General features: G+C 67.5%; 15 protein-coding genes. 8 read left to right on the top strand and 7 right to left on the bottom strand.

The annotated features are described in order from the left end of the window. The first annotated feature begins 381 nt into the window (after positions 1–381). Entirely contained in the window at positions 382–2,751 is a 2,370-nt protein-coding gene (locus O4G76_RS05095) for a Hint domain-containing protein (protein ID WP_269396298.1), read from the top strand. 36 nt (positions 2,752–2,787) lie between these two features. Here O4G76_RS05095 and O4G76_RS05100 read toward each other — a convergent pair whose 3' ends face one another. Further along, entirely contained in the window at positions 2,788–3,408 is a 621-nt protein-coding gene (locus tag O4G76_RS05100) for a nucleotidyltransferase family protein (protein WP_269396299.1), read from the bottom strand. 82 nt (positions 3,409–3,490) lie between these two features. On the opposite strand from O4G76_RS05100, the gene O4G76_RS05105 reads away from it, so the two are divergent. Next, the gene (locus O4G76_RS05105; RefSeq protein ID WP_269396300.1) at positions 3,491–4,747 is read left to right on the top strand and encodes a DUF2254 domain-containing protein; all 1,257 of its coding nucleotides are present in this window, start codon (positions 3,491–3,493) and stop codon (positions 4,745–4,747) included. Positions 4,748–4,749: 2 nt separating this feature from the next. Here the strand turns inward: O4G76_RS05105 and O4G76_RS05110 are convergent, their stop codons facing one another. Then, positions 4,750–5,307 carry a YSC84-related protein gene (locus O4G76_RS05110; protein ID WP_269396301.1) on the bottom strand — a complete coding sequence of 186 codons (558 nt, stop codon included), beginning with the start codon at positions 5,305–5,307 and terminating at the stop codon, positions 4,750–4,752. A gap of 104 nt (positions 5,308–5,411) precedes the next feature. Next, positions 5,412–6,410, bottom strand: coding sequence for a porphobilinogen synthase (hemB, locus tag O4G76_RS05115; protein WP_269396302.1), 999 nt, complete (start codon positions 6,408–6,410; stop codon positions 5,412–5,414). Positions 6,411–6,529: 119 nt separating this feature from the next. Here hemB and O4G76_RS05120 point away from each other — a divergent pair, with 119 nt between their 5' ends. From O4G76_RS05120 to O4G76_RS05140, 5 genes are read left to right on the top strand one after another with little or no spacing between them, the layout of a single operon-like run. Further along, positions 6,530–7,066, top strand: coding sequence for a component of SufBCD complex (locus O4G76_RS05120; RefSeq protein ID WP_269396303.1), 537 nt, complete (start codon positions 6,530–6,532; stop codon positions 7,064–7,066). A 47-nt stretch (positions 7,067–7,113) separates the two neighbouring features. After that, positions 7,114–10,578: a transcription-repair coupling factor gene (mfd, locus tag O4G76_RS05125; protein WP_269396304.1), complete on the top strand. Its 3,465-nt coding sequence runs from the start codon at positions 7,114–7,116 to the stop codon at positions 10,576–10,578. Between the two features lie 35 nt (positions 10,579–10,613). Next, on the top strand, positions 10,614–11,321 hold the full coding sequence (locus O4G76_RS05130; protein ID WP_269396305.1) for a glycosyltransferase family 2 protein: 708 nt from the start codon (positions 10,614–10,616) through the stop codon (positions 11,319–11,321). 2 nt (positions 11,322–11,323) lie between these two features. Further along, entirely contained in the window at positions 11,324–11,638 is a 315-nt protein-coding gene (locus tag O4G76_RS05135) for a lipid-A-disaccharide synthase N-terminal domain-containing protein (protein WP_085896622.1), read from the top strand. Next, entirely contained in the window at positions 11,628–13,010 is a 1,383-nt protein-coding gene (locus O4G76_RS05140) for a glycosyltransferase family 39 protein (protein WP_269396306.1), read from the top strand. Before O4G76_RS05135 ends, O4G76_RS05140 begins: the two co-directional genes overlap by 11 nt. A 3-nt stretch (positions 13,011–13,013) precedes the next feature. On the opposite strand, the gene O4G76_RS05145 is transcribed toward O4G76_RS05140, so the two are convergent. After that, complete coding sequence (locus O4G76_RS05145) at positions 13,014–13,655, bottom strand: DsbA family protein (protein WP_269396307.1); 642 nt, start codon at positions 13,653–13,655, stop codon at positions 13,014–13,016. 89 nt (positions 13,656–13,744) lie between these two features. On the opposite strand from O4G76_RS05145, the gene O4G76_RS05150 reads away from it, so the two are divergent. Then, entirely contained in the window at positions 13,745–14,377 is a 633-nt protein-coding gene (locus O4G76_RS05150; RefSeq protein WP_269396308.1) for a helix-turn-helix domain-containing protein, read from the top strand. A gap of 40 nt (positions 14,378–14,417) precedes the next feature. Here O4G76_RS05150 and O4G76_RS05155 read toward each other — a convergent pair whose 3' ends face one another. The 3 genes from O4G76_RS05155 to O4G76_RS05165 form a co-directional block, all read right to left on the bottom strand. After that, positions 14,418–14,756 (bottom strand): hypothetical protein, encoded by a 339-nt coding sequence (locus tag O4G76_RS05155; RefSeq protein WP_269396309.1) that lies wholly within the window; start codon positions 14,754–14,756, stop codon positions 14,418–14,420. Between the two features lie 101 nt (positions 14,757–14,857). After that, positions 14,858–14,986: a hypothetical protein gene (locus tag O4G76_RS05160; protein WP_269396310.1), complete on the bottom strand. Its 129-nt coding sequence runs from the start codon at positions 14,984–14,986 to the stop codon at positions 14,858–14,860. Next, positions 14,983–16,782: an extracellular solute-binding protein gene (locus O4G76_RS05165; RefSeq protein ID WP_269396386.1), complete on the bottom strand. Its 1,800-nt coding sequence runs from the start codon at positions 16,780–16,782 to the stop codon at positions 14,983–14,985. Before O4G76_RS05165 ends, O4G76_RS05160 begins: the two co-directional genes overlap by 4 nt. Between the last annotated feature and the right edge of the window lie 170 nt (positions 16,783–16,952).

A 16,952-nucleotide genomic window follows, 5' to 3' on the forward strand; every position in this document is an offset into this window, starting at 1 on the left:
GCCAGTGGCCTGTTTTAGATGGGATTATTGCGGTTTGGCGAAGGCTTCTGTTTCCTGAAGTCGGCCAACCTGCCGCCGCTACTTCCATGAAGGCCCTCTCTTCTCCCGATAGATGACCCTTTGCCGCCATGTTTTGGGCAATTTTTCCTTTGTCGGCCGGGTCCTGCGTAATATTTGTGTTTCGAGCTTGGAAAGGACGCTCCGTCCCAAAACTGGCGGAGACCCGAAGTTCTGCACGTGACCCTGGGGGAGACGGCAGACCTCCATATGGGCAGCCGCCCGAGCCGTTGCCGGGGTCCACCGGTGCGCCCATTGGCGGGCAGGCGGCGAAGATCCGAGCGAGTGCGGGCAGGGACGGTGTCCCGATGAAGGAGACGAGGAATGGCGAACGATCGGATCGACGGAACCCCGGGTGACGACACGCTGTATGGCGGGGCCGGCGACGACGCGATTTATGGCGGCGCGGGCAACGATCGGATCGACGGCGGCGCCGGGGCAGACGAAGTTTATGGCGATACGGGCGATGATCACCTGTCCGGCGACGCGCATGACACGCTGTATGGCGGCGACGGCGCTGACACTTTCACCCCCGGGCGCGGCGGTGCCGTGTATGGCGGCGGCGCGGGCGAGGCGGATGATTTCGATACGCTCGACCTGCGCGGCATGGGCAACGTCTATGCCAAGGACATCGTCCCCGATGGCGACGGCAACGGCTCGAGCGGCTGGATCCAGTTCCTTGACGAGCACATGCAGCCGACCGGCGAGCGGCTTGATTTCTACAACATCGAGCACTTCAAGAAGGACCCGCAGGGCAACCACGCGCCCGACGCCCAGAACGACAGCGCCAGCACCAGCCAGGGCATGGCCGTCACCATCGACGTGCTCGCCAACGACAGCGACCCGGACGGTGATCCTCTGCGCGTCACCGGCGCGCGCGCCAGCCGCGGCGAGGTGGTCATCCAGGATGACGGCTCGCTGCATTACACCCCCGAGCCGGGTTTCGCCGGCGACGTGGTGATCGAGTATACCATCACCGATGACCGCGGCGGCACCGACACGGCCGAGGTCGCGCTCAACGTGAGCTGCCCCAAGGCTCCCGACGGCATCGTCGAGGGCACCGCTGGCAACGACATGATCGACCTCGCCTATACCGGTGATCCGGATGGCGACCGGGTCGACAACGAGGATGCGATCCTCGGCGACGACGCTCCCAACGACGACCGGATCGAGGCCTATGGCGGCGACGACACGGTGCGCGCCGGCCTTGGGGACGACATCGTCCACGCAGGCGCCGGCCATGATACCGTCTATGGCGAGGCAGGCGACGACACCATCTTCGGCGGTGCCGGCAACGACACGCTTTTCGGCGGCGCTGGCAATGACGAGATCCATGGCGGCGACGGCGACGACGTGATCGACACGAGCGATGGCGACCGTCAGGCCGATCTCGATCGCTTCGACAACCCCTATCCCGATCTCAAGGCCGATCCCGATCCCTATGACGATCGCGACCTGGTCTTCGGCGGCAAGGGCGACGACACGATCACGACCGGCGACGATCAGGACACGATCCATGGCGGCGAGGGCAACGACACCGTCGATGCCGGCATCGATGACGACCTCGTCTATGGCAACAAGGGCAACGACCAGCTGACCGGCGGCGAGGGCAACGACACCATCTTCGGTGGCGACGGCGATGACGTGATCCGCGGCGGCCTCGATCCCAAGTTCCCCGACAGCCTGAACATCCGCGACGATCAGGGCGATCTCGTCACCGACAACGGCCGGGACGAACTCCATGGCGGCAAGGGCAACGACACCATCCTCGGCCAGGATGACGACGACACGCTTTTTGGCGGGCAGGGCGATGACACGCTCGATGGCGGCATCGACGACGACACCGTCTTCGGCGGCAAGGGCAACGATACGATCATCGGTGGTCAGGGCAACGATTTCCTCTCGGGCGAGGATGATCGCGACAGCTTCATCGGCGGCAATGGCGGCGACCACGTGGTCGGCGGCGAGGGCGGCGACGACTACGACACGCTCGACCTGAGCGGCGAGGATATCGACCGGATCGAATACACCTCGGACGACCGCGAGGATGGTATCGTCTACTTCAAGGACGGCACCACGCTGCGCTTCGAGGAGATCGAGAACGTCGTGCCCTGCTTCACCCCGGGCACCGTGATCGCCACGCCGCGCGGCGAGCGGCTGGTCGAGGAGCTGCGCGAGGGCGACCGCGTCATCACCCGCGACAACGGCATCCAGGAGATCCGCTGGGTCGGCCACAAGCAGGTCGGACCGGCGCAGTTCCTGACCAGCCCGCATCTCAAGCCGGTGATGATCCGCGCCGGCGCGCTCGGCAACGGCCTGCCCGAGCGCGACATGATGGTCTCGCCCAACCACCGGCTGCTGCTCACCGGTGACCGGGCCCAGCTCTACTTCGAGGACAGCGAGGTTCTGGCCGCGGCCAAGCATCTGGTCGGCTCGCAGGGCATTCACGCCATCGACGTGATGCGCACCAGCTACATCCACTTCATGTTCGACCGCCACGAGGTGGTGCTGTCGAACGGCGCCTGGACCGAGAGCTTCCAGCCCGGCGACCACTCGCTCAAGGGGATCGGCGCCGAGCAGCGGGACGAGATCTTCGAGTTGTTCCCCGAACTGCGCGGTCGCCAGGGACTTCAGGACTACCGCTCCGCCCGCAAGTCGCTCAAGCGTCACGAGGCGCGCTTGATGGTGGTCTGAGAACACAAGGGCGCGCAGAACACGCGCCCGCCGAGTTTAACCAGTGCCGGGCGGGGGAGCGTATTCCTCCGCCCTTTTTCGTGCCCGCCATCCGGCCCAGTCCTCGGGCGTATCGAGGTCACGCAGCGCCGCCTCTCCGGGCAGGGGCACGAGCCGTGTCCGCGCGGCATATGGGGCGAGCACGGCACGCCCGCCCTGCGCCTCCGAGAGGGCCGCGAAGCGCGGCCTGAGCGCGGCGTCGCAGAACACCGGGTGGCCGGGACGGCCCGCCGCCGTCGCCCCGCGCCAGACCAGCGCGCCATCATCGCGCGACGCGGCAGCGATCACCCGCGCGATCATCGCCGCGTCGAGATCGGGAAGATCGGCGGGCATCAATCCGAAACGCCGCGCGGGGGGCAGCCGCGCGACGCCCGCGCGCAGCGTGCCGCCCATGCCCTCGGCGCTTTCCTCGAGCGGCAGGATCACGGCGTCGAGACCTGAGATCAGCGTAGCGCGCGGATCGCCGGGGCGCAGCGCCACATGGGCATGCGCCCCCGCCGCGATCGCCGCCGCCACCTGACGGCGCAGCAGCGGCATGCCGTCGATCTCCTGCGCGAGCTTGTCGGCGCCGCGCATCCGGCTCGAACGGCCTGCTGCGAGGATCAACAGGGGAAACACGTGCAACTCCCTTTCGATGGCTGGCGTTGGGGCCGTGACGCCGCGCGCATCAAGGCAGAAGCGGTCTGACACGGAAGAATGCATGTTTCCCACCCTGTTGCGCAAGATCCACCGCCTGTCGCGCCGGCTTTGGGTGCGCGTCGCGCTGATCTCCGGCCTCGCCTTCGTGGCGCTCGGCGCGGCCAAGCTGTTCGGCCCGATGATCCCGGACGGGCTGTCGGAGGTGATCGGTGCCGATGCGCTGAACCGGCTGCTCGACATCATTTCCACATCGATGCTCGCGGTCACCACCTTCTCGCTGTCGGTGATGGTGTCGGTGCACCAGTCGGCCTCGTCGAAATGGACGCCGCGGGCGCATCGGATGCTGCTCGCCGACACCACGACCCAGACCGTCCTCGCCACCTTCGTCGGCGCCTATATCTATTCTCTCGCCGCGATCATCCTGCTGTCGACGCCCTATTACGGCGAGAAGGAGATCGTGACGCTCTATCTCGCCACGCTGGCGGTGCTGGTGCTGATCGTCTTCGTGATCCTGCGCTGGATCCTGCATCTGCAAGCGCTCGGCAGTCTCGTCGACACGACCGCGCGGATCGAGCGCGAGGCGCTGCGCAGCTTCAAGGTGCGGATGGAGCGGCCCTGCCTCGGGGGGCATGTGCTCGAGCCCGGCGGGATTCCGGCCCATGCCCGGCCGCTGCTCGCCGATCGCACCGCCTATGTGCAGGCGATCTACGAGGAAAGCCTGCAGGCCGCGGCCGAGGAACATGACGGGCGGGTTTATCTGGACGCGCCGATCGGTCGCTTCGTGCATCGGGGCGAACCCCTGGCGCATCTGGTGGGCGGCGGCGAAGCGCTGGATCAGGCGGCCCGCGCGAACATCCATCTGGGCGAGCTGCGCACCTCCGAGCAGGACCCGCGCTTTTCGCTGATCATGCTGTCCGAGATCGGCTCCAAGGCGCTGAGCCCCGGTATCAACGATCCCGGAACCGCGATCGACGTGATCGGCCGGATCGGCCGGGTGATCGGCTCCTATCGCGACGAGATCGGCCATGGAGTGCACGAGACCCTGCACGACCGGCTCTGGGTCGTACCGCTCGCCGCGGCGGATCTGATGCAGGACGGCTTCGGCTCGATCGCCCGCGACGGGGCGGGGCAGGTCGAGGTGCTGATCTCGATGCTCAAGACGCTGGCCGCGCTGGAGCGTCACCCCGACCCGACCATCGCCGATGCCGCGCGCCGCATGAGCGCCGAGGCGCTGGCACGTGGCCGCGCGGCGATCGGATTCGCGCCGGATCTCGAACGGCTCGAGGCCGCGGCGCCCGAGGCGCTGCGGCAGCGATGAGGTCAGGGGATGATGCGGCTGTACTTGGTCCCCTCGAGCGTCGCGCCGACCCGCAGCCCGGTCTGCGCGAAGACCACCGCGATCACCGGCGACAGCGACGTGATGGTCTCGGCGCGCAGCATCTCGCCACGGTCGTTGATCGCGTATTCCACGTCGGCGCCCGCCGCCCAGCCCGGCGCGCGACGGAAATCGCCCAGCGCCTGCTCGGTCATGAAGAACAGCACGTGGCTGAACTGCTGCGCACCGATCTGCAGGCCCGCGCTGGCGGAAGTCGCGGAGTAGTAATCGACCACGCTCTGCCCCACGAGAAGCGCGCCGCGCCCATAGGCGCCGCCGAGACCGAGACCGACCTCGGTCACCAGCGGCATCACCAGCATGCCCCTGGACTGGGCCGCCAACTCGCGGGTGCCCGGGTAGCGGTCATACATGTGATCGAGCGTGCTCTGCACCCTTGCGTCGATGCGCGATCCGCCGTCGCTGCCCACGCCGTTGCCGCAGGCGGCCAGAAGGCCGGTGGCGCCGAGGCCGAGCATCAGCCCGCGCCGTGTCGTCTTGTCCATGTCGCTGCCCCTCATGCGATGTCGCGCCGCCCTTGTGTCCGGGCGGTCGGGCGAACCATAGGCCAGCCCGCCCGCGCTGTCATCCGCCGATGGCCCGGCAGGGCTCAGCCAGCCATGATCCGCGCGGCGCGCGGTGCGAAATAGGTGAGCACCCCGTCGCAGCCGGCGCGGCGGAACGCCAGCAGGCTTTCCATCATCACCCGGTCGCCGTCGAGCCAGCCATTGCGCACCGCGCCCTCGATCATCGCGTATTCGCCCGAGACCTGATAGGCGAAGGTCGGCACCTCGTAGGCGTCCTTCACGCGGCGACAGATGTCGAGATAGCTCATGCCCGGCTTGACCATCACCATGTCCGCCCCCTCGGTGAGGTCGCGCCCCACCATGCGCAGCGCCTCCTCGGCGTTGGCCGGATCGATCTGGTAGGTCTTCTTGTCGCCCTTGAGCGCGCCGGAGGCGCCCACCGCGTCGCGGAACGGGCCGTAGAAGGCCGAGGCGAACTTGGCGGCGTAGCTCAGGATCGCCACCTGGCCGTGGCCTTCGGCCTCCAGCGCCGCGCGGATCGCGCCGATCCGCCCGTCCATCATATCAGAGGGGCCGAGTATGTCGGCCCCGGCCCGCGCCTGCGCCAGTGCCATCTTGACCAGCGCCTCGACCGTGGGATCGTTGACGATCTCGCCATCGACCACGAAGCCGTCATGGCCGTTGGCGTTGTAGGGATCGAGCGCGATATCGGTCATCAGCGCCATCTCCGGCACCGTGTCCTTGATCGCGCGTATCGCGGTATTGGTGAGGTTGTCGTCCGACCACGCCTCGGCGCAGTCCTCGGTACGGCTTTCGGGGCCGGTATAGGGGAACAGGCACATTGCCGGGATGCCCAAGCCATGCGCCTCGCGCGCGGCCGCCACGGCGCGGTCGACGGTGAGCCGCGACACGCCGGGCATCGAGGCGATAGCGCTCTCCTCGTCGCGGCCCGCCTGCAGGAAGATCGGCCAGATCAGATTGTCGGGCGTCATCGCCGTTTCGCGCACCATGGCGCGCAGCGCCAAGGTCCGACGCAACCGGCGCGGACGCGAGAGCGGGTAGGGGGCGGAGAAGGGCTGCATGGGGCGTCTCCCGGGCGGGGTTTTCATATCACATTCAGGGGGTGGCACGGTTTGGCGTGACCCACAAGGCTGGGCAAGTTCCGGGCCCGCGTCTAGGCTCGGGCCGATTGCAAGACCGGATGTTGCCGAACGTGGACCTGACCCAGACGCTCTTCGAAGTGATCGACATGCGATCCTTCTCAAATCTCTGGTTCTGGATCATGCTGGCGCTCATCTGGTCCGCGGCGAGCCATCGCGTGCTCGGCGTGCCTTTCGACATGGTGGTGCGGGCCCGCCGCTTCGGCGGTCAGTCCGAACGCGATCTGATCGACATGGTGCGGATCAACATTAACCGGATGCTGCATCTGGGCCATGTCGCGGGCAGCTGGCTGATCGGGGTCACGACCTTCGGCCTGTCCTCACTGTCGCTGCTGGCCTTCTGGTACGATATCGAGTTCGCCCAGGCGGTGGTGCTGATCCTGCTGCCGCTCAGCATCGTGGCGGCGATGAGCTTCGCCACCGCGCGGCGCATCGCGGTCGAACGCCCGGAGGCCGAGGCGCTCTGCCGCCACCTCTCGCGTCACCGGTTCTGGGTGCAGCTTCTGGGCATGGTGTCGATCTTCGTCACCGCCATGTACGGCATGTATCAGAACCTTTCGGTCGCCCCGGGGTTCTGATCCTTCGGGACGCTTGACAGTGCCCGCCCGAAAGGTAGGTGAGCGCAATGGCAAAGACGAACGGCAGCAGGATCACGGTCTCGGGCGCGCCCGAAGGCTACGACGCGACACTGGTCCTCAAGGAGGCCGAGAAGGCCGGTGGCCCGGTCATCCATGTCGCGCGCGACGACAAGCGCATGGCGGCGATGCGCGCCGCGCTCGAATTCTACGCCCCCGACATGCCAGTGATCACCTTCCCGGCCTGGGATTGCCTGCCCTATGACCGGGTCTCGCCCGCCGCCGAGATCTCGGCCGCGCGCATGGCGGTGCTGGCGGGGCTTCTGCATGGCGGGCCGAAGCGCTTCGTGCTGCTCACCACGCTCAACGCCGCGACCCAGCGGGTGCCGGCGCGCGCCACGCTGAAGGACGCGGCCTTCACCGCCCATGTGGGCGACCGGATCGACGAAGCGGCGCTGCGCGCCTTTCTCGTGCGCATGGGCTTCACCCAGAGCCCGACCGTTACCGAGCCGGGCGATTACGCGATCCGGGGCGGCATCATCGACATCTTTGCCCCCGGTCAGGGCGGCCCGGTGCGGCTCGACATGTTCGGCGACGTGCTCGACGGCGCGCGCCGCTTCGACCCAGCCACCCAGCGCACCACCGAAAAGCTCGACCGGGTCGAGCTGGCCCCGGTCTCTGAGGTGATCCTCGACGAGGACGCGATCACCCGGTTCCGGCAATCCTACCGCATCGAATTCGGCGCCGCCGGTACCGACGACCCGCTCTACGAGGCGGTCTCGGCCGGGCGCAAGCAGGCCGGAATGGAGCATTGGCTCGGCTTCTTCCAGGACGATCTGGAAACGCTGTTCGATTACCTCCCCGGAGCGCCGGTGACGCTGGACGACCAGATCGCGCCGCAGCGCGACGCGCGCTGGACGCTGGTGTCCGATGCCTACGAGACCCGCCGCCACGCGTTGGCGCAGAAGGGGCGGATGGATTCGGTCTACAAGCCGAGCCCGCCGCAGCTCCTCTATCTCGACGACGATGCCTGGATCAAAGCCACCGAAGGCCGCCGAGTGCTGCGCTTTGCACCGCTGCCGCAGGCCACGGGCCCCGGGGTGATCGACGCGGGCGGACGCATCGGTCGCAACTTTTCTCCGGAACGGCAGCAGGAGAGCATCAGTCTCTTTGCCGCGCTGGCCACCCATGTGAAGGATCGCATGAAAGCCGGCCCGGTGGTCATCGCCTCCTATTCCGAGGGCGCCCGCGAGCGCCTGTCGGGGTTGATCGAGGATGAGGGGCTGGTCGAGACGATCCATGTGCGCGACTGGAACGGCGTTGGCAAGCGCGGGCTGCATCTCGCGGTCTGGCCGCTGGAACACGGTTTCCAGACCGAAGACGTCACGGTCATCTCCGAGCAGGACGTGCTGGGAGAACGGTTGATCCGCCGCGCCCGCAAGAAACGCCGGGCCGACAACTTCCTCACCGAGGCGCAGTCGCTGAGCGCCGGCGATCTCGTCGTTCATGTCGATCACGGCGTCGGTCGCTATCACGGGCTCGAGGTGGTGACGGCGGCCGGTGCCGCGCATGAATGTCTGTTGATCGAATACGCCGAGAACGCGAAGCTCTATCTGCCGGTCGAGAACGTGGAACTCCTGAGCCGCTTCGGCCATGAAGAGGGGCTGCTCGACAAGCTGGGCGGTGGCGCTTGGCAGGCCAAGAAGGCCAAGCTGAAGGAGCGTATCCGGCAGGCCGCCGACCGGCTGATCCGTATCGCTGCCGAGCGCGCGCTTCGCACTGCACCACGGCTCGAACCGCAGGACAGCATTTGGGAGCAGTTCCTCGCGCGCTTCCCCTATGACGAGACCGAGGACCAGCTTCAGGCGATCGAGGACGTGCTCAACGACCTCGAATCCGGGCATCCGATGGACCGGCTGATCTGCGGGGATGTCGGTTTCGGCAAGACCGAGGTGGCGATCCGCGCCGCTTTCGTGGCCGCGATGTCTGGCGTGCAGGTGGCCGTCATCGCCCCGACCACGCTGCTGGCGCGCCAGCACTACAAGAACTTTGCCGAGCGTTTCCGCGGCTTTCCGATCAACGTGCGGCCGCTGTCGCGCTTCGTCTCCGCCAAGGAGGCCTCCGAGACCCGCGCGGGCCTGACCGATGGCAAGGTCGACATCGTCGTCGGCACCCATGCGCTCCTGTCGAAAAGCGTGAAGTTCCGCGATCTGGGGCTGCTGATCATCGACGAGGAGCAGCATTTCGGCGTGAACCACAAGGAACGGCTGAAATCGCTGCGCACCGATGTGCATGTGCTGACGCTCACCGCGACGCCGATCCCGCGCACGCTGCAGATGTCGCTCACCGGGGTGCGCGACCTGTCGATCATCGGCACGCCCCCCGTCGACCGTCTCGCGATCCGCACCTATGTCAGCGAGTTCGACACCGTCACCGTGCGCGAAGCGCTCCTGCGCGAGCGCTTCCGGGGCGGGCAGAGCTTCTTCGTGGTGCCGCGCGTCAGCGACCTGCCGGAGATCGAGGAGTTCCTCAAGACCGAGGTGCCCGAGGTCTCCTATGTCGTGGCGCATGGCCAGATGGCGGCGGGCGAACTCGATGACCGGATGAACGCCTTCTATGACGGGCGCTACGACGTGCTGCTGGCGACTACCATCGTCGAGAGCGGTCTCGATATCCCGACCGCCAACACCATGATCGTGCACCGGGCCGACATGTTCGGCCTGGCGCAGCTCTACCAGATCCGCGGCCGCGTCGGCCGCTCCAAGACCCGCGCCTATGCCTATCTCACCACCAAGCCGCGCGCGCCGCTGACACCCGGCGCCGAAAAACGGCTGCGGGTGCTGGGCAGCATAGACAGCCTCGGCGCCGGCTTCACGCTGGCGAGCCAGGATCTCGACATCCGGGGCGCCGGCAATTTGCTCGGCGAGGAGCAGTCGGGGCAGATGCGCGAGGTCGGTTTCGAGCTGTACCAGCAGATGCTCGAGGAGCAGATCGCGAAGATCCGCTCCGGCGAGGCCGAAGGACTGGCCGAGGAAGAGGGCCAGTGGGCGCCGCAGATCAATCTCGGCGTTCCGGTACTGATCCCCGAGGAATACGTCCCCGATCTCGACGTGCGGCTCGGCCTCTATCGGCGCCTGTCGGAGCTCACCACCAAGGTCGAACTCGAGGGTTTCGCCGCCGAGTTGATCGACCGCTTCGGGCCGCTCCCCAAGGAGGTCAACACGCTGTTGCTGGTGGTACGGATCAAGGCGATGTGCCTGAAGGCCGGGATCAGCCAGCTCGATGGCGGGCCCAAGGGCGCGACCATCCGTTTCCACAATGACAAGTTCGTCTCGCCCGAGGGGCTGGTCGAGTTCATCCAGGACCAGAAGGGCCAGGCCAAGGTGAAAGACAACAAGATCGTCGTCATGCGCGACTGGACCAAGGAGGCGGACAAGATCCGCGGCGCCTTCGGCATCGCCCGCGACCTCGCCGAGAAGGTCAAGGCGAAGAAGAAGGCAAAGGCCGCTGTCTGATGGCCGAAGTGACTTTAGATACGTCAATCAAGCGTATGATAAGCTTGGTTATTCCGGCATTCAATGAGGCTGGAAACATCGAGGTTCTGGTGCAGGAGGCGCTCGATCTTCTGCCTGAGGACCTGCTGGGCGAGGTGATCGTCGTGGACGATTGCTCCACCGATGACGGCGTGGCGCGTCTGCGGGCGCTGAGCGCGCGCGAGCCGCGGCTTCGGGTGCTGCGACACGCGGTCAATGCCGGGCAGAGCGCCAGCGTGCGCAGCGGCGTCGCGGCCGCGCGCTATCCGCTGATCGCGACGCTGGACGGCGATGGGCAGAACCCGCCGGGCGACATTCCGGCGCTGGTCGCGGCCTATGACCCGGCCGGGCCGCAACTGGTGGGCGGTGTCCGCGCCAAGCGGCGCGACACCTGGTCCAAGCGCACCGCGTCGCGGCTGGCCAACGCGCTGCGCCGCCGTATCCTGCACGACGATTGCCCCGATACGGGCTGCGGGCTCAAGGTGTTCGAACGCGACCGGCATCTTGCATTGCCGTTCTTTCACGGCCAGCATCGCTATCTTCCGGCGCTGTTCCGCGCCTATGGCGCCGTCACCGCCTATGTGCCGATCGGTGATCGGCCCCGGCAGCACGGCGCGTCGAAATATACCAATTGGCGGCGCGGCCTTCAGGGCGTACCCGACCTGATGGGCGTACGCTGGCTGGTGATGCGGGCGCGTCCCGTGGGCGCGCAGGAGGTATCGTGACCATGCTCTCCAATTGGTTCGCCCAGAACGGCTGGGCCGAGATCGTCTGGCTCACCATCGGCTTCATGGCGCAGGCGATGTTCTCGGCCCGGTTCCTCGTGCAGTGGATCGCCAGCGAACGCGTGCGCAAGTCGATCGTGCCGGAGGCCTTCTGGTACTTCTCGGCGGCGGGCGGCGCGATGCTGCTGGCCTATGCGATCTATCGGCAGGACCCGGTCTTCATCCTAGGCCAGGCCTTCGGCCTCGTGGTCTATGCGCGCAACATCTACTTCATCTGGACCGAGCGTCGCGCCGGCGAGCCGGGGCATGAAGGCTGATCGCCACTGGATCGCGGCGATCCTGCTCTGGGCCGCCGCGCAGGTCGCATGGCGATTTGCGCAAGGGCCCTCGCTCGAACTCGACGAAGCCGAAGCCTTCTATCACGCGCGCCATCTGGCGCTTGGCTACAATGCGCAGCCGCCACTCTATTTCTGGCTGCAATGGGCGGTGTTCCAAGTGGTGGGCGAAGGCATCCTCGCACTTGCCCTTTTGAAGAACGCGCTTCTGGCCGTGGGCGGGCTGGCCCTTTACGCCATGCTGCGGCGTCTGCGCCCGCCCTTCGAGGCCGGGCTCGCCGTGATGGCGCTTGGCCTGCTGCCGCAGGTGCTGTGGGAGGCGCAGCGCGCGCTGACCCATTCGGTGCTGGCGATCTCGCTGTCGCTTGTGATCCTCGCGCTGGCCGACCGGGCGCTGCGCGGTCCGGGTCGCGCGGGTCCAGGCGTCTGGCTGGCCTTCGGCATCGCCGCCGGGCTTGGCGTGATCTCCAAGTGGAACGTGGCGCTGCTGCCGGCGGCGATCGCGGTGGCGGCGCTGATACGGGCCGAATGGCGGGCGCGGATCTCACCCGTTGGCGCGCTCATCGCGATAGCGGCGGCGTCCGCCGTCGTGGCAGCGCCGCTATGGTGGGTGGCGGGCAACCTCGCCACCGCCAGCGGTTCGCTCCACAAGCTCGGGATCGAGGCGACGGCACCGCTGCTGCGCGCGTTAGAGGGTCTGGGCAGTCTCGCGGCGGCATGGCTGGCCTTTTGCGGCCTCGTGATCCTCGTGGTGATCGGCATCGGGATTGCCACGCGCGCGCGACCGCGCTGGCGACCGGACGAGCAGGCGCGGCTGATGATCGCGGTGATGCTGACCGGCGCGGCGCTGCTCGCGGTGGGGCTGGTCGCGGGCGGGGCCACGGAGGTCAAGGATCGCTGGCTGCTGCCGGTTGCGCTCTTCGCGGGGCCCGTGGCGGCGCTTTGGGCGATCGACCTGCTCGGCGCCTCGGGCCAACGGCGGTTTGGCATCGGGCTGGGCGGGCTATGGGCGCTTGCCTTCGCTCTGCTTCCGGTCTCCGGCTGGGTCGATCCGGGCTATCGGGGCGCCGATTTCCCCATCTGGGCCGAGGAGATCGAGGCGGCCCATCCGGACCTGCCGATCGTCACCGACAGCATGTGGGCCGCCGGCAATCTTTCGATGATGTTGCCCGGCCGCGAGGTTCGGCTCGCGGCCGATGCCGATGAGCGCGACGGCGCGCGCCTGTGGATCTCGGAAGCGGACGAGGCGACGGCCTTGGCACAGCGGCTGGGGCGCGACGCGGCGCCGCAGGGGCGTCGCGAAATTGCGCATGGGAACGAGATCGTGCTGTTCCGCCTCGCCATCGGCGAGTGAGGCTCAGCCCTCCGCGATCTGCTCGCGGATCTCGCCGATCACCTTGACCCACATCTCCTTGGTCTGGGCGCCGGGCACGGCGTGGCGCTGCGCCACGATGAAGGTCGGCACGCCGGTCACGCCCATCTCGCGGCTATGCGCGTCGCGCCGGCGGATGTCCTCGAGATCGGCGTCGCTGCCCAGAAGGCGGCGCACCACCGCGGCGTCCATCTCGATCCCGTCCGCGATGTCGGCCAGCACGTCATGGTCGCCGATGTCGCGGCCATCGGTGAAATAGGCCTTGAACAGGGCGCTGACGGCGGCGGTCTGCCGTCCCTCGATCCCGGCCCAGTGGATCAGCCGGTGCGCGTCGAGCGTGTTGGGCGTGGTCTTGATCTGGTCGAGATTGAGCGCGAGCCCCGCCTCTTCGGCGCGCTCGACGATCGGGGCATAGGCCCGCGCCGCACCTTCGCGGCCGCCGAACTTGGCTTCGAGATAGGCGCGCCGGTCCATGCCCTCGGCCGGCATGTCGGGGTTGAGCTGGAACGGGTGCCACTCGATGGTGAAGGGATGGTCGGGAATCTCCGCCAGCGCCGCGTCGAGGCCGGCCTTGCCGATCCAGCACCACGGGCAGATCGGGTCCGAGAGGATGTCGAGTTTCACCATTGGCCGCGCCCCTTCCTTGTGCAGCCCCGCAGCTAGCCCCCCGGGCGCGCTGTTGCAAGGCCGCGCCGCGCGCGTATATGTCCAGCGGCATGACCGCCTCGTCGAAAACCCGCCCCGGCTCCTTGATCCGCATCGCCCGCGAGAACGGCGCCACCGAGACCGCGCCGCCGCTCGATCTGGGGGCGCGCGTGCGCGAATTGCGCCGCGCACAGGGCTGGACGCTGGAGCAGGCGGCGGGCCGTGCCGGGCTGGCGCGGTCGACGCTGTCGAAGATCGAGAACGGGCAGATGTCGCCCACCTATGACGCGCTCAAGAAGCTGGCGCAGGGCATGGGCATCTCGGTGCCGCAGCTGTTCACGCCGCCGCGCCGCGATCAGGTGATGGGCCGGATGGTCACCACGCGTTCGGGCGAGGGTACCGGGCAGATCACCACCACATACGAGCACGAGCTCTTGGCCGAAGGGCTGAGATCGAAGAAGATGCTGCCCTACCGTGCCCGAATCCGGGCGCGAGCCTTCGAGGAGTTCGATGGCTGGGTACGTCATGACGGCGAGGAGTTCCTCTACGTGCTCACCGGGACGATCCGCCTGTTGACCGAGTTCTACGAGCCGGTCGAGATGAAGCGCGGCGACAGCGCCTATTACGACGCCGCCATGGGCCACAACGTGATCTCGACCAGCCCCGAGGACGCGACCATCCTGTGGGTCACGTCGCTAGAGTGAACCGCCGAACGGCGGCCTCCAAAAGCTGTGGAAGCCGCGCTCAGTCGTCGCGCCCGTCCTTGCTGTCGTCGTCGCCGAAGGCCGCGTCGTCGCTGTAGACGTCCTCCGAGGGGTGCATCGAGCGCGCCGATGCGATGATGCGCTCGTTGTCGCGGGTCTCGTCCATCATCGCATCGGCGGGATCGGTCCCTTCGAGCCATTCCGACACCTCGTCGCGCGCATCCTCGCGGCTCATCCCGGTGACCTCGCAAAGATGGTCGAGGAACGGGCCCAGCTCACCCTCGGTGGCCTCGACCTCGTCGCTGTCGAGATCCGGCCACTGGGTCAGGATGTTGGGCACGAAAGCGTGCCAGTGCTTGGCCACATGGCTCCATTTCATCGCGGGTCTCCTCATGCTGCCCGATGTCTTGAAGCGGCAACGGAAAGGGGGCGGACCGGGTTCCGGTCCGCCCCCTCGGGCCCGTCACGGCCAAGGCCTGCTCAGAGCGCCATGTCGACCACGCCGAGGCCGAGCTGCGCGGTGCCGACGGCGGCGTCGCCGACGACCCGCACCGGCGTGCAGGCTGCGATCAGGCCCAGCGCCGCAAGAAGCAGTAGGGCGCGCCTCACTGGGCGGTCTCCTCGGAGGTTTCGCCCGGCTCGGCCTGCGCGTCTCCTGCTTCGGCGTCGGCCCGCGTTTCGCCCTCGGCCACTTCCTCGTACCACCAGACGTCGGGCTGCCAGCCCGGCCAGTCGCCGAAGACCGGGATGGTCTCGGGGTGGTGCAGGTCGGCGTCATAGGCGATGCGGCTGATGTTCCACTGGTAGATCGGGATCGCGTAGCGACCGGTGGTCAGCACCCGGTCCAGCGCCTTGGCGGCGGCGATGAAATCGTCCTGGCTCTCGGAGGTGAGCAGCAGGTCGATCAGACCGTCGACGGCCGGGCTCTTCACGCCCATGGCGTTGCGCCCGCCCGGCGTGTCGGCGGCCTCCGAGCCCCAATAGGCGTATTGCTCGTTGCCGGGGCTGAGCGACAGCCCGCGCCGGAAATAGGTCATGTCGAAATCATAGGCGTCGGTGCGTTCCTTGAACTGGGCGCTGTCGACGGTGGAGATGGTCGGGGTGATGCCGATCCGATCGAGCGCCTGCACATACATGTCGATGATCGCCGCGTTCTCCGAGCTGCCCTGTTCGAGCAGGATCTCGAAGGCGAAGGCCTCGCCAGTGGCCTCGTTGGTCAGCACGCCGTTGTCGATCACCCAGCCCGCGCTCGACAGCAGCGACAGCGCCGAGGCGGTGCCGGCGCGGTTGCGCTCGGTGCCGTCGCCCACCGGCAGCGCGTAACCTTCGAGCGCGCCGGGCAGAAGATTCTCTTCCCAGCGCATCAGGAATTCCCTGACGCGGCCCTCGGCGGGTCCTTCCTCCATGCCCAGCGGCGAGTTCGAGAAATACGAGGTGATGCGCGGCTGCGCGCCGCCGGTCATCGCGTCGTTGATGAATTCGAAGTTGAACGCCTCGATCATCGCCTGGCGCACGCGCCAATCCTCGAAGACCGGACGACGGGTGTTCATCACGAAGCCGGTCATGCCGGTGGGGCGGCCATGCGGCAGCTCCTCGAGCACCACCTCGCCGTCACGGGCGCGCGGGAAGTCGTACTGGCTTTCCCAGCGGGCGACGTTGAACTCGCGGGTGAAATTCGTCTCGCCGGTCTTGAAGGCCTCGAAGGCGGCGGTTTCGTCGCCGAAGAATTCGAGCCGGATCTCGTCGAGCACGTTGGTACCGCGCCGGAACGGGATGTCTGCCCCCCAGTAGTCCTCGTCACGCTTGAGCGAGATGTAGCGGCCCGCCTCGAAATCCTCGATCACGTAAGGCGCCGAGGTGATCGGGACGACATCGAGGCCGCTCTCGGCAAAGGCCTCGCCCTCCCATTGCGCCTTCTTGAGGATCGGCCGCAGGCCGGCCAGCAGCGCCAGTTCGCGGTCCGGCGTGTTGAAGGTCAGGCGTACCTTGCGCTCGCCGGTCTCCTCGATGCTTTCGACCTTTTCCCAAAAGCCGATGTAACGCGGGTGGCCTTCGGTGCCGAGCGTCTCGAAGGACCAGATCACGTCCTCGACCGTGACCGGGCTGCCATCGGAGAACTTCGCCTCGGGATGCAGGGTGAATTCGACCCAGGAACGGTCCTCGGCGGTCTCTACCGATTCGGCGAGCAAGCCGTAAAGCGTGAAGGGCTCGTCGAGCGTGCGTCCCATCAGGCTTTCGCCGATCAGGTAGCTCAGCTGCCACGGCACCGAGCCCTTCAGGATGTAGGGATTCAGGCTGTCGAATCCGCCGACCTCGGCGGTCGCCATCCGGCCGCCCGTGGGGGCGTCGGGGTTGGCATAGGGCAGGGATGTGAAGTCCGCGGGCAGGGCAGGTTCGCCATACATTGCAATGCCATGCGCGGGCTCGGCGAGGCTCGCCCCGGTGCCGAGCAGCAATGCAAGCGTGCCGTTACGCAAGCTGTTAAAAATAGATGAAGTCATCTCGACGGAAGCCCCCTGTCGGTTCGGTTTTCTGACCAGACTTATAGTTGAAGAAGACCGTATAGCCCCCCCTG

Origin of the sequence: Limimaricola sp. G21655-S1 (genome assembly GCF_027213785.1) — a bacterium.
Lineage (GTDB): Bacteria > Pseudomonadota > Alphaproteobacteria > Rhodobacterales > Rhodobacteraceae > Limimaricola.

Coding starts and splice junctions, on each gene's coding strand:
- O4G76_RS05110 (WP_269396301.1), bottom strand. CDS start 5,307: ATGGACAAGACGACACGGCGCGGGCTGATGCTCGGCCTCGGCGCCACC.
- O4G76_RS05150 (WP_269396308.1), top strand. CDS start 13,745: ATGACCGCCTCGTCGAAAACCCGCCCCGGCTCCTTGATCCGCATCGCC.
- O4G76_RS05145 (WP_269396307.1), bottom strand. CDS start 13,655: ATGGTGAAACTCGACATCCTCTCGGACCCGATCTGCCCGTGGTGCTGG.
- O4G76_RS05155 (WP_269396309.1), bottom strand. CDS start 14,756: ATGAAATGGAGCCATGTGGCCAAGCACTGGCACGCTTTCGTGCCCAAC.
- O4G76_RS05140 (WP_269396306.1), top strand. CDS start 11,628: ATGAAGGCTGATCGCCACTGGATCGCGGCGATCCTGCTCTGGGCCGCC.
- mfd (WP_269396304.1), top strand. CDS start 7,114: ATGGCAAAGACGAACGGCAGCAGGATCACGGTCTCGGGCGCGCCCGAA.
- O4G76_RS05120 (WP_269396303.1), top strand. CDS start 6,530: ATGTTGCCGAACGTGGACCTGACCCAGACGCTCTTCGAAGTGATCGAC.
- O4G76_RS05135 (WP_085896622.1), top strand. CDS start 11,324: ATGCTCTCCAATTGGTTCGCCCAGAACGGCTGGGCCGAGATCGTCTGG.
- O4G76_RS05130 (WP_269396305.1), top strand. CDS start 10,614: ATGATAAGCTTGGTTATTCCGGCATTCAATGAGGCTGGAAACATCGAG.
- O4G76_RS05165 (WP_269396386.1), bottom strand. CDS start 16,782: ATGTATGGCGAACCTGCCCTGCCCGCGGACTTCACATCCCTGCCCTAT.
- O4G76_RS05095 (WP_269396298.1), top strand. CDS start 382: ATGGCGAACGATCGGATCGACGGAACCCCGGGTGACGACACGCTGTAT.
- O4G76_RS05105 (WP_269396300.1), top strand. CDS start 3,491: ATGTTTCCCACCCTGTTGCGCAAGATCCACCGCCTGTCGCGCCGGCTT.
- hemB (WP_269396302.1), bottom strand. CDS start 6,410: ATGCAGCCCTTCTCCGCCCCCTACCCGCTCTCGCGTCCGCGCCGGTTG.